Source organism: Wolbachia endosymbiont of Ostrinia scapulalis, from assembly GCF_023559145.1.
GTDB lineage: Bacteria > Pseudomonadota > Alphaproteobacteria > Rickettsiales > Anaplasmataceae > Wolbachia.
In genome coordinates, this window is sequence record NZ_CP096926.1 from 260,427 (window position 1) to 277,216 (window position 16,790).

General features: G+C 35.3%; 12 protein-coding genes. All 12 read left to right on the forward strand.

Features of this window, described 5'->3' with window-relative positions; translation table 11 throughout:
* Positions 1-78 precede the first annotated feature (78 nt).
* The 12 genes from putA (at position 79) to uvrC (ending at position 16,790) form a co-directional block, all read left to right on the forward strand.
* Positions 79-3,219, forward strand: a complete 3,141-nt coding sequence (gene putA, locus M1L26_RS01375) for a bifunctional proline dehydrogenase/L-glutamate gamma-semialdehyde dehydrogenase PutA (protein WP_250120275.1) — start codon at positions 79-81, stop codon at positions 3,217-3,219.
* Positions 3,220-3,385: 166 nt separating this feature from the next.
* Positions 3,386-4,027: a protocatechuate 3,4-dioxygenase gene (locus M1L26_RS01380; RefSeq protein ID WP_264337819.1), complete on the forward strand. Its 642-nt coding sequence runs from the start codon at positions 3,386-3,388 to the stop codon at positions 4,025-4,027.
* 96 nt (positions 4,028-4,123) lie between these two features.
* Entirely contained in the window at positions 4,124-5,620 is a 1,497-nt protein-coding gene (locus M1L26_RS01385) for a leucyl aminopeptidase (protein WP_256465917.1), read from the forward strand.
* Positions 5,621-5,877: 257 nt separating this feature from the next.
* The gene (locus M1L26_RS01390) at positions 5,878-6,090 is read left to right on the forward strand and encodes a hypothetical protein (RefSeq protein WP_211907752.1); all 213 of its coding nucleotides are present in this window, start codon (positions 5,878-5,880) and stop codon (positions 6,088-6,090) included.
* Between the two features lie 5 nt (positions 6,091-6,095).
* The gene (gene nuoG, locus M1L26_RS01395) at positions 6,096-8,144 is read left to right on the forward strand and encodes an NADH-quinone oxidoreductase subunit NuoG (protein ID WP_250120278.1); all 2,049 of its coding nucleotides are present in this window, start codon (positions 6,096-6,098) and stop codon (positions 8,142-8,144) included.
* A gap of 73 nt (positions 8,145-8,217) precedes the next feature.
* Positions 8,218-8,577, forward strand: coding sequence for a hypothetical protein (locus tag M1L26_RS01400; RefSeq protein WP_250120279.1), 360 nt, complete (start codon positions 8,218-8,220; stop codon positions 8,575-8,577).
* On the forward strand, positions 8,561-9,586 hold the full coding sequence (gene nuoH, locus M1L26_RS01405) for an NADH-quinone oxidoreductase subunit NuoH (protein WP_211907759.1): 1,026 nt from the start codon (positions 8,561-8,563) through the stop codon (positions 9,584-9,586). The genes M1L26_RS01400 and nuoH overlap by 17 nt, the downstream gene beginning before the upstream one ends.
* The gene (gene hemB, locus M1L26_RS01410; RefSeq protein ID WP_211907761.1) at positions 9,579-10,577 is read left to right on the forward strand and encodes a porphobilinogen synthase; all 999 of its coding nucleotides are present in this window, start codon (positions 9,579-9,581) and stop codon (positions 10,575-10,577) included. Before nuoH ends, hemB begins: the two co-directional genes overlap by 8 nt.
* 657 nt (positions 10,578-11,234) lie before the next feature.
* On the forward strand, positions 11,235-11,993 hold the full coding sequence (locus M1L26_RS01415) for a phosphatidylglycerophosphatase (RefSeq protein WP_211907765.1): 759 nt from the start codon (positions 11,235-11,237) through the stop codon (positions 11,991-11,993).
* A gap of 44 nt (positions 11,994-12,037) precedes the next feature.
* A complete protein-coding gene (locus M1L26_RS01420) occupies positions 12,038-12,877 on the forward strand; it encodes a glycine--tRNA ligase subunit alpha (RefSeq protein ID WP_211907766.1) in 840 nt (279 codons plus the stop codon).
* Between the two features lie 3 nt (positions 12,878-12,880).
* Positions 12,881-14,989 (forward strand): glycine--tRNA ligase subunit beta, encoded by a 2,109-nt coding sequence (gene glyS / locus M1L26_RS01425; RefSeq protein WP_250120280.1) that lies wholly within the window; start codon positions 12,881-12,883, stop codon positions 14,987-14,989.
* Positions 14,973-16,790 (forward strand): excinuclease ABC subunit UvrC, encoded by a 1,818-nt coding sequence (gene uvrC, locus M1L26_RS01430; RefSeq protein WP_211907768.1) that lies wholly within the window; start codon positions 14,973-14,975, stop codon positions 16,788-16,790. The genes glyS and uvrC overlap by 17 nt, the downstream gene beginning before the upstream one ends.

The window sequence follows — 16,790 nt, forward strand, 5'->3', positions numbered from 1 at the left end:
TTAAATAATAATTTATTCGATGTAAAGTTATGATATAATCTTATCTTATATATGGTAAAGGGTGTTTTGTAGATAATTATGATCAGTTCTATACAAGAACCTAACGCATTACGAAAACGATTGCAGGCATTTTATCGTGCTGATGAAAAAAGTCACGTACGCTATCTTGTAGAAAAATCAGAACTTTCGGCTGATTCAAAAAACATAATTTACAATATTGCAAAACAAATTGTCGAAAAGATTAGAGGTAGTAAATTAGGCATTATAGATTCTTTTATACAACAGTACTCACTTTCTAACGACGAAGGAGTAGCGCTAATGTGTCTTGCTGAATCATTACTTAGAATACCAGACGATTACACAATAGATGAATTGATCAAAGATAAAATTGCCAACCAAGAATGGAATAAACACCTGGGGCGTTCCTCTTCATTGTTTGTTAATGCTTCTACATGGAGTTTAATTATAGGAAGCAGTATATTGAGAAATAATGAAGAGGATTCAAAATTCTATCACATAATTTCCAGGTTATTGAAAAATTTAGGAGAGCCAATAATCCGCAAAGCGGTGAAACAAGCAATATCCATTCTTGGCAAGCATTTTATTGTTGGAGAAACTATAAAAAAAGCATTGGAAAGTGTGAAGTCAGATGACTACAGTAAGTATTTATGCTCTTTTGATATGCTTGGTGAATCTGCTTGCACAGTTGAGGATGCGGAAGAGTATTTTAATTTATATATGCATGCAATAAAAGCCATAGGTGAATCTGCTGACATAAATGATTGCTTTAAATCTCAAGGGGTTTCAATCAAATTGTCTTCACTGCACTCACGTTATGAATTTAGCCAATTTGGTAATATAGCTGAAGAGCTGAGAGCTAAGTTGCTGGAACTGTGTCATGAAGCGAAGAAATATAACATTTCACTTTGTATAGATGCAGAAGAATCAGAAAGACTTGAGATGTCATTAGTTTTATTTGAGCAATTGCGTCTTGATGATTCACTTTCTAAGTGGGAGGGGCTTGGCTTGGCTGTGCAAGCGTATCAAAAACGTGCTTTATCTGTTCTTGATTTTGTTGAAGATGTTGCCATTCGATCAAAGCATAAAATTATGGTGAGGCTTGTAAAAGGAGCATATTGGGACTCAGAAATCAAGCGCACACAAGAATTAGGGTTAATTGGTTATCCGGTGTTTACTAGAAAAAGCTACACAGATGTATGCTATCTTGCCTGTGCGCAGAAACTTTTAAGCAAAGAGAATCACTTTTATCCATGTTTTGGAACTCATAATGCTTATACTTTTGCTACTATAATAGAGCTTGCCGATAAAAATCATCCTGGTTTTGAGTTTCAGCGCTTACATGGAATGGGTAAAAGTTTGTATGATTATGCAATTTCAGAACTTGCAACAAGCATCAATTGTCGTATATATGCACCAGTTGGTAAACATAGTGATTTATTGCCATACCTTATTAGGCGCCTTCTTGAAAATGGAGCTAATAGCTCGTTTGTCAATCAAGTAAATGATTCTGACGTTAAAATTGAAGAATTAGTCTCAGATCCATTAGAAAAAGTAAAAATCTTAGAGTATGAGCCTCATCCAAGCATTCCGTTGCCACGAGATATTTTTGGAGAGGAAAGAAAAAACTCCTTGGGAATGGATATTAGCGATTCAATTGCAGTTTCACAATTTGCAAATGATGTAAGGGAATTTAGTGAAAAGAAATGGCAAGTTGGCCCAATAATTGATGGAGAGTCGTTTCTTGACAGTGCGAAATTTACCGAAGTAGTGAATCCTGCACATTTGGAAAATGTAATTGGAGAAGTGTCAAGTGCAACAAGTGCTCAGGCTTTAAATGCTCTTGAAATAGCACATAGTGCTTTTACTAAGTGGCAGAATGTTTCAGCAGAAGAGCGCGCTAAATGCCTTGAAAAAGCTGCAGATTTGCTTGAGGAAAGGATGAAAGAGTTAATTTATATTCTGATTGTAGAAGCAGGAAAAATTTTATCCGATGCAATAGCAGAAGTAAGAGAGGCAATCGACTTTTTGCGCTATTATGCAATGATAGCAAAAAATGAACTGAATGACTGGAAAAAATTGCCAGGTCCAACAGGTGAAGATAACTTCATCTTTTTTGAAGGCAGAGGAGTTTTCTTATGCATATCACCGTGGAATTTTCCACTCGCTATCTTCATTGGACAGGTTTCAGCTGCACTTGCAGCAGGTAATGCAGTGCTGGCAAAACCGGCAGAGCAAACGCCGATTATTGCCTATGAAGCCGTTAAGATACTACACGAAGCTGGAATACCAAAAAATGTGCTACACCTTATTCCAGGGGATGGTTGGTATTTAGGTAAAACATTAGTACCAGATAATAGAATTTCCGGTGTAGCTTTTACTGGTTCAACACAAACTGCTCAAATAATTAATCGAATGCTTGCTAGTAGAGATGGTCCTATTGTGCCACTTATCGCTGAGACTGGTGGATTAAATGCTATGATTGTTGATAGTTCTGCTCTTTTAGAGCAGGTAACTAAGGATGTTTTAATTTCTGCATTTCGCAGTGGCGGTCAACGTTGTTCTGCTCTCAGAGTGCTATTTATTCAAGAAGATATAGCAGAAAAACAGATAAAAATGATATGCAATGCAGCTCAAGAACTAAAGATAGGTGACCCAATACAACTGAGCACAGATATTGGTCCAATAATTGACAAAGCATCTATTGATGTGCTCACTAAACATACGGAAAAAATATCAAGGGATGAAGATTCAAACCTTTTGTCCAAGGTACCCATGGATACAAATTCTTATAATGGTTATTTTTTTCCTCCGTATATTTATGAGATACAAAAAATTTCGCAATTAAAGCAAGAAGTGTTTGGGCCTATTTTACATATCATACGTTTTAATAAGTTGCAGTTAAATGAAGTTATAAGTGATATAAACAATACAGGATATGGACTTACGTTTTCTTTGCAAAGCCGTGTACAAAGTCAGATCGATTTAATAAGCAAGAAAATATCAGTTGGAAATGTATACATCAATCGCAATCAAATAGGTGCAGCAGTTGGAACACAACCATTTGGCGGTAGAGGACTGTCAGGTACCGGACCAAAAGCTGGTGGTCCTAATTATCTGCAACGTTTTTCTATAGAAAAGGTTGTAAGTGTCAACACTACAGCATGTGGAGGTAACATTACACTTGCGTGTTTGGATTGATTTGCAATTTCTAAATTGGAAGTCCGTGCAGTTGTGTATGCAGTACTAAAACCTAAAACTCATACACTGAAAGGATAGTTGTGATTCTAAGGAGGCTTCAAAGGAAGTCTTGTCTTTAATAAAAGAAAAAGGTTGCTATAATTCTGATAAAAGCACTATAAACAAAATGAATTTAAAAAATATCTTATTAGCGTTTTTAGTACAATTTATATTCGATTTGTCATTATTTGCAGCTGATCCTATTTTGCTTAATTGTATTGAAACTCCAGGGATTTATGATCTTGAAACAAGGCCAAAAAGCTTTAACTCTTCAAATAATTTAAGAAGAAAACCTGGCTCTCCAAATAATGCAGCAGGAGAATTAATAAATGTAGTGGGTAGAGTTACTGATGTAAATTGCTTACCGATACAAAATGCTGTGGTTTCTATATGGCACGCAGACTCACTTGGTATGAGCTATTATGATGAAAATGTGGAGCTTGATCCAAATTTTGCTGGATCAGGAAGATTTGTAGTAAATAACCTTGGCTATTATAATTTTATTACAATAGTACCAGGTAAAATTGGTGATAGGGCTCCACACATCAACTTTTTGGTCCAACATCCAGATTTTCCAGAATTCACAACACAAATGTTTTTTGCTGATCATAATTGCGATAACTGTGATGATCTTCTTTTTGGTAATCTTATTGAGAGTGGACTTGCAAGCCTTCTGATAGCACCATTTACTTATAACAATCAGGCCATGAAGACCTACACATTTAATATAACCCTAGGTGGGCATAACAAATTTTCTGATAAAAGATAAAGCCCTTGCATATCAGGGGAGTTCATAGTAGTCTTAAGCGCTATTGTACTTAAAATGTATATGAAAAATATCTTACTAATGTTTTTACTATGTTTTATGTGCAGCTTACAATTATTTGCAACGGAGATGTCAACGATGAAGATAACAATTTCTAAAGCTTTACCCGATTTTGAGACGCTAGTGGTAGGTTTGTTTGAGGGTGATAAGCTCATAACTAATGTTCTACAAGATAAGCAAGCTATAGATAACATCAAGAAATTTAGTAGTTTTAATGGAGGTTTTGGTGAATTTTTCTCCGTTACTTCATCAGAGGGAAAAAATATTATAGTTGCTGGTCTTGGAATGAGAGATGAATGGGATGAAAGCAAAGGATTAAATATTGGTGGTAAAATATATTGTGAGCTAAGCAGATTAAGAATCAAGCGAGCAGCTATTTCAATCGAGGGCAGTACAGCAAATGTTGCATATGGAGCATTTCTGCGCAGTTTCAAGTTTAATAAGTATAAAACTAAAAAGGATGAAAAAATTACAGAAGTAGAGGAAATTACATTATTAGTAAAAGATGAACAGTTAAGTAGCATTGAAAAATCATTTGAGCGTTTAAAACACGAAGGTGAAGGCATCTTTCTTGCACGTGCTTTTACTACTGAGCCACCTAATATTTTATATCCAGAGTCTTACGCTAATCGTATAAAAGCTGAACTTACTAAACTTGGTCTTGAGGTTGAAGTGCTTGATAAAAAGCAAATGGAAGAGAAAAAAATGGGAGCCCTGCTTGGAGTAGCACAAGGAAGTAGTAAAGAGCCAAAGTTAGTGGTGATAAAATGGAATGGGGCTTCTCAAGAACAAAAACCAATAGCTTTTATAGGCAAGGGTATAACGTTTGACACTGGTGGAGTGTCACTTAAACCCTCACGCGGTATGGAGTCAATGAAATATGACATGGCAGGTTCTGCTACTGTAGTTGGAGTGATGCGTACTCTAGCTGGGCGAAAAGCAAAAGTAAATGCAATTGGTGTGGTTGCACTTGCAGAAAATGCAGTGGATGGTAATGCTCAAAGACCGAGCGATGTAGTCACTTCAATGTCTGGACAAACAATAGAAATATTAAATACCGATGCAGAGGGAAGACTAATACTTGCGGATGCTTTATGGTATACACAAGATAGATTTGCACCGAAATTTATGATCGACCTTGCAACTTTAACTGGTGCTATAGTGGTTGCACTGGGAAATAATGAATATGCTGGTCTTTTTTCAAATAACGATGAATTAGCGAATCATCTGATTGATGCAGGAAATGAAGTAAATGAAAAATTATGGCGCTTTCCTATGAATGAAACTTATAACAAAATTATTGATTCGCCGATTGCTGATGTGCAAAATATAGCTCCTGCAGGTTCTGGTGGAGATAGTATAATGGCTGCACAGTTTCTACAGCGTTTTGTAAACGACACTTGTTGGGCACATTTAGACATTGCAGGCACTGCTTGGCACGAAAAAGGCACTGATATTTCTCCAAGAGGGGCAGTAGGTTTCGGTGTAAGGTTGCTAAATAAGTTGGTTGAGAAGTATTATGAGATTGATAATTAAGGATCTTTGTATTGAGTTTATAGCTTAATTTACGGCTACATGAATGTCTATTTATAAGACGTAGAAAATGATATCATCAAAGTAACTTACATTTTCTTTTTTGGGGATTCTAAAGTTACACACTTGAGCAGCATCAAGAGAAAGTATTTTGTTCAAATGATGATTGTAATAATGGACTATTAAAACTTTAAAGCTATTTAGCATTGACGGTGTATACTTAAGTGTTAAAATAAAATAAGAAGTTTTTAGGAGTTTATATGGCAGCAGGCGGGAAAGCGAAAACAGCTAGTAAAAATAACCCTACTCAGCGTAAGAAAGCTGAGCAAAAAATGTATAAAGATAAACCGGTAAAACCTGTTAGATATATAGATCGTGACTCGCGCATGAATTATATGTCTGCTCAATATGACAACGGCAATCTGGTTGAAGATGAGGTAAGCTGCAATCCTATAAAGTGGGAAGCTGTATAATAGTTGTGGTTAAAGTTACTATTAATTCTAAGGAATGTGAAGTAGAGCATGGGCTCACTATAATTCAAGCTTGTGAAGTTGTGGGCGTTGAAATTCCACGTTTCTGTTATCATGAGCGTTTAGCAATTGCTGGTAACTGCAGAATGTGTTTGGTTGAAGTGGAGGGTGGACCTCCAAAACCAGTAGCCTCTTGTGCAATGCCAGTTGCAGAAGGGATGGTTATTCACACTGATACCCCTAAGGTTAAAAAAGCACGTGAAGGTGTGCTTGAGTTTTTGCTAATTAACCACCCGCTTGATTGCCCAATTTGCGATCAAGGTGGTGAATGCGATTTGCAAGATATCACGATGGCTTATGGGAAAGGAACCAGCAGACTTGATGGGCATAAGAGGGCTGTGCCAAAAAAACACTTCGGACCACTGATTGAGACTGCGATGAATCGATGCATTCATTGCACTCGGTGTGTTAGATTTTTGTCTGATGTTGCAGGTACAAATGAACTTGGAGGAATCGGAAGGGGAGAAAATGTAGAGATTAGCACTTACATAAAAAGGCATATTAGTTCTGAATTATCTGGAAATATCATAGATCTCTGCCCGGTAGGGGCTTTAACTTCAAAGCCTTACTCCTTTACAGCGCGTCCATGGGAGCTATCACATTGTGAGACTATAGATGTGCTAGATGCTGTGGGAAGTAGCATTAGAGTTGATTATCGTGGCCTGGAAGTTATGCGAATATTACCAAGGCTGAGCGAAGAGGTAAATGAAGAATGGATATCAGATAAAACGCGTTTTGCCTATGATGGACTAAAAGTTCAGCGTCTTGATCAACCTTATGTAAAAAAAGATGGTAAATTAGCCCCAGTTGATTGGAATGAAGCACTAACTGTTGCTGCAAAGAAATTAAAGAATACAAAATCAAATAAAATAGCTGCAATTGCAGGTGATTTAGCAGATTGTGAGTCTATGCTTCTACTCAAAGAAGTGATGCAGAAGCTCGGCTCGGGGAATATAGATTGTAGGCAAGATGGAGCAAAGCTTATACCAAATAATCGTGGGTCATATGTATTCAACACCACTATTGAGGGTATAGAAAATGCAGATTTATGTCTGCTTATAAATACAAATCCAAGAATAGAAGCACCAATAATTAACGCAAGATTGAGAAAGAGATATTTACAAGGTAATTTCACTATTGCAAATATTGGTCCTAATCTTGAATATCTATATAATGTTGAAAGATTAGGTGATGGTCCAAACGTTCTAAAAGAAATAGAAGAGGGAAATCACAAATTCTGCGAGTTACTGAGTGCGGCTCAGAACCCTATGCTAATTATCGGTCAAGATGCATTAATAAGAGATGATTCTGAATCAGTTTTAGCTCTAGCTGGCAAAATTGCAGAAAAATTTAACATGATCAGAGATGACTGGAATGGCTTTAACGTACTGCATAAGGCTGCAGCAAGGGTTGGTGGACTCGATATTGGATTTGTTCCTAGCGAAGGTGGAAAAGACATTAATCAGATGCTAAAACAGGCAGAAAGTGGTGAGATAGAAGTAGTTTATCTTCTTGGCGCAGATGAAATTGATATATCAAAGTTAGAAAGTACATTTGTAATTTATCAAGGCCATCATGGTGATAGTGGAGCACACATAGCAGATGTTATTCTACCTGGAGCTGCTTACACAGAGAAATATGCAACTTATGTAAATACTGAAGGGCGAGTACAGAGAACAAATTTAGCTGTTTTTCCTCCTGGTGAAGCAAAGGAAGATTGGTTGATTATAAAAAATTTATCCCAATATTTGGGCCTTTCCTTACTATACGATAATTTATTTGATGTGAGGAAGAAATTATACACTATTGGTCCACAGTTTAGAGATGCTGACCAAGTGGTGAAAAACAAATGGGTACCAATTACCTGTGATGAAATAAAATTAAGTAATATCTCTTTCACTCTAAAAAAGTGTAATTTTTATATGACAGACTCAATAAGTCGCGCTTCAAAAATAATGGCAGATTGTACTAAGGATTTTTATGAACACTCTACTTAATATTTTATTTATTCTAACACCATTATTACTAATAACTCTGGTATATTTTCAACGAAAATTAAACTCTATATTTTTGTGTAAAGAACAAAATACATTAGAAAAACAGTTCGTTTATAAGCTAGTTGATTTTATCAATGATATTATTGCATTATTTACGGAAGGATATGTATGGATGGCAATAACATTTATTATAGTTAGCGAGGGAAGAGGGAATTATTTGCCTCTCACAATGCTCTTAATTATGATGTCACTAGTGTCATTCATATGCATATCATTTTACTATTCTATTAAGCTAAATGCTGTACAGAAAAGTGTTGTCCTATTGATTTCAATAGGGACATTGTCTTTTGTATCTAGAGCATTTGCTGTATTTTTTATTGCCACAATTATGAACTATTTTTTTGATTTAGGGTTGCATGTACTTGATATTTGATATTCTTTTTCTTCTTATTCCACTTTTGCTTTCAGTAGCATATTTAGTGTACTTTGAGCGTAAAGTTATTGGTGCAATTCAACTAAGGCATGGTCCAAGTGTAGTAGGGCCATTTGGGCTACTACAGCCATTTGCAGATGCTATCAAATTGATAATTAAAGAGCCGATAATACCATTTAGAGCAAACACCATACTGTTTATTATGGCTCCAATGCTCACCTTTATTTTAGCATTAATTTCCTGGGCAGTTATACCATTTGGAGCTGAAATAATTACAGAAAATGGACAGCAGGTAATAATCCCTAAGGTAATAGCAAATATTAATGTTGGAGTGCTTTATGTGCTAGCTATATCCTCTTTGGGAATATATGGCATTATTATTGCAGGCTGGTCTAGTAATTCTAATTATGCATTTCTTGGCTCTATAAGGTCAGCTGCTCAAATGATTTCATATGAAGTTTCAATAGGTCTAATAGTTGCTACAGTTGTTATTACAACTGGCACATTAAATCTTGGAGAGATGGTGGTAGCGAAACATAATATGCCATTTTGGATTGATTTATTACTAATGCCTATAGGAATAATATTTTTTATTTCTTTGCTTGCCGAAACTAATCGTCACCCATTTGACTTACCAGAAGCTGAAGCAGAGCTCGTCTCTGGGTATAACGTCGAGTATTCATCAATGCCTTTTGCTCTCTTTTTCTTGGGAGAATATGCAAATATGATTTTAGCAAGCGCTATGATGACAATATTCTTTCTAGGAGGGTGGTATCCTCCATTAGAGCTTAGTTTGCTGTATAAAATTCCTAGTTTAATCTGGTTTGTTTTGAAGATAGTTGTACTTTTGTTTATATTTGTTTGGATTAGAGCTACAATACCTCGTTATCGTTATGATCAATTAATGCGTCTTGGTTGGAAAGTATTTTTGCCAATATCGGTACTTTGGGTAATACTCATTTCAGGAGTGTTGCTTTTTACTGGGAATTTGCCTGGATCCAATGTTTAATTTCCCAAATACAAGGTTAAGGCGTAGGCGCTCAGGCAAGTGGATTCGCAATTTAACAAGTGAAAGCACTTTATCAGTAAATGATTTGATTTTTCCCTTATTTGTTCATGACGGAGAAGAAACAATTGAGCCAATTTCTGGCTTATCTGATATCAAATGTTATTCAATAGATGGATTAATTTCTATAATTCAGAAAGCTAAGGACTCGGGGATTAATGCTGTTGCAATTTTTCCTGTAGTTGATAGTAAACTAAAATCTGAAAACGCCGAGGAAGCGTACAATCCTGACAATTTAATCTGTAAAGCAATTTGTGCTGTAAAATCAAATGTACCGGATATTGGCATTATTGCAGACATTGCACTAGACCCATACACTACTCACGGTCATGATGGCATTTTAAAAAGCAGTAGGATAGATGTAGAAAATGACGAGACTGTGTCAGCATTATGTAAGCAAGCACTTGTTTTAGCAAAAGCAGGATGCGATATAGTTGCTCCTTCTGATATGATGGATGGCAGGATAGGAAAAATAAGAAAAACATTGGATGATAATAACTTTCAGAATGTGTCAATATTGTCCTATGCAGTAAAGTACTGTTCTAGCTTCTATGCGCCGTTCAGGCAAGTTGTCGGTTCGTGCGCATCATCAAATTTCATCGACAAAAGTGGTTATCAAATGGATTATAGAAATGCACGTGAAGCAATCTGCGAAATCGAAATGGATATAGATGAAGGTGCAGATTTTATTATGATAAAGCCGGGTATGCCATACTTAGATGTAATAAAAACAGCAAGTGAAAAGTTTAATTTTCCGATTTTTGCTTACCAAGTAAGCGGTGAATACGCAATGATAAAAGCTGCAGCAAATAATGGCTGGCTGGATTATAACAGAGTGATTTATGAGTCCTTAATTGGTTTTAAACGTGCAGGTGCAAGTGCAATATTTACCTATGCTGCACTTGATGTTGCAAAAAATTTGGTATCTACTTAGCAGTGTGGAACATCTAAGTAGGTAGCTAGCCGAAGTGACTTGACAAACCTTCCCACTTTCCTTATCATATCAATAAGAGTATTTATCCTTGTTTTTAATCTCTGCAGATTTAACAACAAAAATTCAGTAAAAAACTCAGATATTTATTGGCAAATTACATAAAATTATAGCGGCTTTTTTTATTTTTCTACATTCAGCCAAATCGCGCTTGTTAGCACATTATCAATTTACATTATTAAAACTCACTACATAGGGATTTTTTTGCCTTTTTTTTCGCCTGGTAAATTTTTTAATATTTATAGTTAAAGCTTCAGGCCAGCGCGTGACCAGTTCTTATTACCTGTTCTGGATCCCAGTACTGGGATGATGCCATCATAGAGATCAGCTGCTTGAATGATGCCCATATTCCAGTACGTATAACGGTGTTATTCCATAGTTTGAGATCAGATGTAAGAATATTGAAGATCTCATTCCAGTACTGGAATCTAGAAAAAAAGAGCCAATCCCTGGGCACTGGGATGACGATAGAAGGGGCAACGGTTATTGCTAAACTTAGATCGTTTTTAACTATTTGCCTTTTTTCTATGCAAGAAGTGTATTGATAAGTCCATTACAATTCAGTATTGTGAAAAATATAAGTCAAGTGTTAGTTAGGACATGGGGATTTTTTTTCAATTTTTGGGTAAGGTGCTAGGCAAGGTTTTTCCTGCCAAAATAGTAAGCTCTTTTTTAGGAGTAGGGTATTTACCGGGTTGGCAGCATTATTGGTCTTCTTTTCTAATATTATTTATTACCGACATTATATTAATGCTTACATACGGAGGTGATTTTATACTATATAAAATGCCGAATACAGGCATAGTTGTAGCTGCCATTTTTACCAAGCTAGCAATAGTTATGTTAGTGCTGCAATTAGTTGCAATATCCATTTTTCACATTCAAGATCCTTCAGCCAGCAGTGATGAGAATATAGTAATACAAATAGCATCAGGACAGGTGCTGACTGTTGCGCTTTCGATGCCGGCAATAATGTCAATTTATTATACTGTAAGTAAATTCTATCTAAGTATATGTAAAGCAATACTTCAATGTCCATTTTGGTTTAATGATCTTATGCATTTGTTCTTTTTCTTTATAATACCTTATTTATTTTTTAATATTGTAGAAGTAATAAAACCATGGCCGATAAGTACGATACAGCTTAGTTATAACAATGCAATATCAATCACATTTGAAGGGATTTTTCATGTGTTTTATGCAGTGATTTTATTGTACTTGACTGCATTTATATTCTGCGATCTGACTATGCATGATGCGATTGTTTTAAACAAAAGCATATTTGAGTATGTAAAAGAAAGTTCAATAGCCTTGAGTGACTATTTTCATGGCACTATTAAAAAAATAAGTATAGAATAGTACTTATTTGCTTATGTATTCAGTTTAAAAGATATACAGTTTGCGTGAATCTACAAGATATAATAAAGGGATTACAAGATTTTTGGGTAGATGAAGGGTGTACTATACTTCATCCATATACGTCTGAAGTTGGAGCTGGAACACTACATCCCGCAACAATCATGTCAGCGATTGACGAAAAATCAACAAAAATTGCGTATCTACAACCAGTAATCAGACCTGCAGATGGACGCTATGGCGACAACCCTAATCGTTTATATCAGCATCATCAATACCAAGTTATAATAAAACCATCTGGCAGCAATTTGCAAGATATTTACTTAAATAGCTTAAAAGCTCTTGGTGTATCGACAAAAGAATATGATATTAAGTTTATTGAAGATGATTGGGAAAACCCAAGTGTTGGTGCATCCGGTCTTGGTTGGGAGGTTACATGCAACGGAATGGAAGTAACACAACTTACTTATATACAGCAAGTGGGAGGTATTGACTGCAGAATAATTCCTGGTGAAGTAGCATATGGGTTAGAGCGTTTAGCAATGTGCATACAGGGTGTAGATAATGTTTACGACATAATGTGGAACGGTAGCGGTGCAACTTATGGAGATATTTTTAAACAAAGAGAGCGAGAGTTTTCTTACCTGGCACTTGATTATTATGATACTAAAGTAGTACAACAGCAGTTTGAGGATACAGAAAAACTGTGTAAATTCCTTGTTGAAAAAGAATTGCCGATAGCAGCTTATGACCAATGTATTAAAACGAGCCATCTACTTAATCTACTTGATGCAAGAGGTGTGCTTGGTGTGAATGAACGTACAGCCTATATTGGTAGAGTGAGAGAGTTAACAAAAAAATGCTGTGAATTATATAGAGCAAAGTAGAATATGTTGTCACAATTATTGTTTGAATGTCTTTCAGAAGAAATTCCATCAAGAATGCAGAATTCATCTGCAGCTCAGGTTAAGAGCTATATCACTAATGCTTTTAGTAAAAATAATGTGAAATTTGCATCTATAGAAGTTTATGTGACTGCACGTCGCATTGCTCTTTTTATTGATGGCATAAGTGCTTTGGAGCTAAAAGATTCTAACAATGAGATTAAAGGACCAAGAGTTAATGCACCGAAAAGTGCTATCGAAGGTTTTTTGAGAAAAAATCGGAAAGGTGAAGAAGATTTACTCATTCGCAAAGTAAACGATGAAGATTTTTACTTCATTAAGAGAGAAAGCTGCTTATTTAACATCAACGGGTTTCTCAAAAATCAACTGGAGGAAATGCTAAAAAACTTTTCTTGGCCAAAGAGTATGAGATGGAGTGAAAGAAAAGAGAGATGGGTTAGGCCAATTAAAAATATTCTATGTATTTTAAATGACGAAATAATACCTATATCTTTTGCAGGGGTTACAGCATGCAACGTGACGTATGGTCATAGGTTTCTTTCAGGTGATGCAGTACTTACTGTTAAAACACCCAAAGACTATTTTGAATTGTTAGAAAAAAATAATGTCATTCTCCAGTTGGACAAAAGAAAGCAATTTATACTAGATCAGATTAATAAGTTTACAAAAGAGGAGAACTTACAACTTGAAAAAAATGATTATTTACTTAATGAATTGGCAGGGCTTATAGAGTGGCCAATAGTATTATTTGGTAAAGTAAAATCATCAGAATTACCGAAGGAAGTAATACTTAGTATAATTAATACGCAGCAAAAGTATCTTGCTTTAAGTGATGGACAGAAAATATCACATTTTGTTACTGTTGTAAATGTTAACAACAATGAAGTTGTTAAAGGCCATGAAAGAATATTAGAAGCACGTCTTGCTGATGCCCAGTTTTTGATATCTCAAGACAAGAAGGAAAACCTAGATTACTATGTCAAAAAATTGAGCTCTATTTCATTTCATGCTTCGCTCGGTAGCGTAGAAGAAAAAGTGAAGCGTATTATCGCTCTTTCAAATTATATAGCGATATTTATTCCACATGCTTCATTAATTAAAGTTGAACGTGCTGCATATTTAGCAAAGGCAGATCTTGCAACGTTGATAGTGAAAGAATTTCCGGGATTGCAAGGAGTAATGAGTGGATACTACGCTTCTTATTTTCAAGAGGATAAAGAAGTAGTGGAAGCTATAACTGAGCACTATAAGCCAATTGGATCGGACCAAGAATGCCCTAAATCTCCTACTGCGATTGCTGTAGCTATTGCAGACAAAATGGATAGTTTGGTTGGCTTAATTGCAGCAGGTGAGAAAATCTCTGGTTCGTATGATCAGTTTGGTTTGCGGAGAATGACAATTGGTATAATTAGAACAATACTTGAAAATAATTTGCATATTCCAATTAGATTGCTGATAGATAAGTCAGTATCTTTATGTTCAAGGCTTCTATTGAATAAAAATATAACTCCAGTTGATAAGCCAAGTGAAAAACAAATTTCAGAACTAGTATTTAAATTCTGCTTAGAAAGGTTCAAGATTATTTTAAAAAATAGAAATATAAGGCAAGATGTTGTAGATTCAATACTATATAAAGTCGATATTAATGATCTGCTGAAAGCAGAAAAGCAAACTGTGATATTGGATCGTTATCTTAGTACAAAAGAAGGTGAACAGGTTCTAAGCACTTATAAAAGAGCCAGTAACATGATGAGCAAAGTGAGAAAAAGTGATGGCACTACTTATAATGCATCTTACAGTAAGAAGTTTTTGATTGAAGATGAGGAGATTGCGCTATCAAATTGTGCTATAGCTGCTTGTAAAAACATCAAACAAGCGATAGAAAATAACGACTTTAATACAGCGCTTGATGAACTTGCTCGTTTTGCTCCATTTATCAATCAATTTATGGACAGTGTAAAGATTAACTGTGATTCTAATGAGCTTAGAATAAACAGGTTGTCTTTGCTTGCAAATGTTGTTTCTACCTTTCATTTAGTAGCAGAGTTTAACCTTATACAGGTTAAACAATTGATAAATGCTCAGGCAATATAAGGAACAAATCAAATCATCTCCACAATCCTGTGGCGTTTATAAGATGGTTGGAGATAAGAATAAGGTTTTATACATTGGTAAAGCAAAAAACTTGAAGTCGAGATTATCCGACTACCTTCAATTCGAAAACCTTTCTGAACGAATCAGAGTAATGATCTCACAGGTTATTAAGGTTGAAATATTCATCACTGAGAATGAAATCGAAGCATTGCTTCTTGAAGCACAGTTAATAAAATCGTTAAAACCATCTTATAATATTTTGCTTAGGGATGGAAAATCTTATCCTTATATAACAATTTCTAAGCATGATTATCCAAGAATAGCGAAATATAGAGGTAAGTTTAAGAAGAATGAGTTTCATTACTACGGCCCTTTTCCATCTGCCGCTGCTGTTAAGAACACTATATTATCATTGCAAAAAGCTTTTCTCTTAAGAGTATGTTCAGATCAATATTTCTCTTCAACAAAAAGACCATGTCTTGAGTATCAAGTTAAGCGCTGTTCAGCACCATGCGTAGATAAAATTACAAAAGATGATTACTGCAAATCAGTAAAACAAGCACAAGATACTCTGCTAGGAAGGAATAAAGAAGTGCAAAGACAGCTATTTTCTACAATGGAAAAGTGCAGTAGGGAGATGAACTACGAGCTTGCTGCTGTCTATAGAGATCGATTGAAATTTCTTCAGCAAATTCAAATGCAGCCAATGGATTTTTCTTTTGAAGAAGATGCAGATTTCTTCAGCATTGTACGTGAGGCAGACTTAGCATGCATTGGTGTACTATCTTTCAGAGATAAAGGTAACTATGGAAGCATTCCTTACTTCATTGAGAATTGTAGTGATCATCCAAATGATGAAATTTTATCCACCTTTTTGGTCAATTTGTATAATCCAGTTAATACACCACCAGCGCAAATTTACGTTCCCGATTTTATTAAGGATAAGGAAATTATAGAACAAGCACTTTATGCTCTTACTCAAAAATCAATAAAAGTTTTGTATGCGAAAAATAGTAAAGAGCGTGATTTGTTGAATTTTATTTACAATAATTCTAAGCATAGCCTAGAGCAGAAGCTTACTGATTATAGAAATAACCTAGAAAAGCTCGAAGAGCTTAGGAAGATTTTCTTGTTACCAAATATTCCAAAGCGTATCGAGGTTTATGATAATAGCCATATATCTGGAAATCAACAAGTTGGTGTGATGATTGTTGCAGGGCAGGAAGGTTTTTTAAAAAGTGAATACAAAAAATTTACTATAAAAGAAGAAAGTTCAGGTGATGACTATAAAATGATGAGAGAAGTGCTGACTAGACGTTTCTCTGGCAATATAAAAGATATAATCCCTGATTTTTTACTGATTGATGGCGGTCCAGGACATGTTTCCATAGTGCAGAATGTATTGGAAATATTGAATATAAAAGTTCCTTTTGCTTGTATGGCGAAAGGTCATGATCGTAATGCAGGAAATGAAAGATTTTATGTGCCGGACAGAGAAGAATTTACTCTAGCAAGTGACAGCAAGGTCATGCTTTATTTACAATTGCTGCGTAATGAAGCTCACCGTTTTGCGATAACTTCGCATAGAAAAAAACGCGATAAACAGTTTTTTGCTTCACAATTAAGTAAAATATCCGGTGTTGGCAGTAAAAGAAAAAAGGCACTCATGTCTCATTTTGGTTCGGTAGAAAATATAAGCAAAGCTTCTCTAGCTGAAATTCAAAACGTACCTGGAATTAGTAAAGGTTTAGCAGAAATCATTCTTCAAAACGTGAATTCTAAGAAAGGTACTCCTAAATAG

Bases quoted from the DNA above. Each gene is read 5' to 3' on its own strand.
- nuoH (WP_211907759.1), top strand. From the start codon at position 8,561: ATGTACTTGATATTTGATATTCTTTTTCTTCTTATTCCACTTTTGCTT.
- uvrC (WP_211907768.1), top strand. From the start codon at position 14,973: ATGCTCAGGCAATATAAGGAACAAATCAAATCATCTCCACAATCCTGT.
- M1L26_RS01415 (WP_211907765.1), top strand. From the start codon at position 11,235: ATGGGGATTTTTTTTCAATTTTTGGGTAAGGTGCTAGGCAAGGTTTTT.
- M1L26_RS01385 (WP_256465917.1), top strand. From the start codon at position 4,124: ATGTGCAGCTTACAATTATTTGCAACGGAGATGTCAACGATGAAGATA.
- putA (WP_250120275.1), top strand. From the start codon at position 79: ATGATCAGTTCTATACAAGAACCTAACGCATTACGAAAACGATTGCAG.
- M1L26_RS01390 (WP_211907752.1), top strand. From the start codon at position 5,878: ATGGCAGCAGGCGGGAAAGCGAAAACAGCTAGTAAAAATAACCCTACT.
- hemB (WP_211907761.1), top strand. From the start codon at position 9,579: ATGTTTAATTTCCCAAATACAAGGTTAAGGCGTAGGCGCTCAGGCAAG.
- glyS (WP_250120280.1), top strand. From the start codon at position 12,881: ATGTTGTCACAATTATTGTTTGAATGTCTTTCAGAAGAAATTCCATCA.
- M1L26_RS01380 (WP_264337819.1), top strand. From the start codon at position 3,386: ATGAATTTAAAAAATATCTTATTAGCGTTTTTAGTACAATTTATATTC.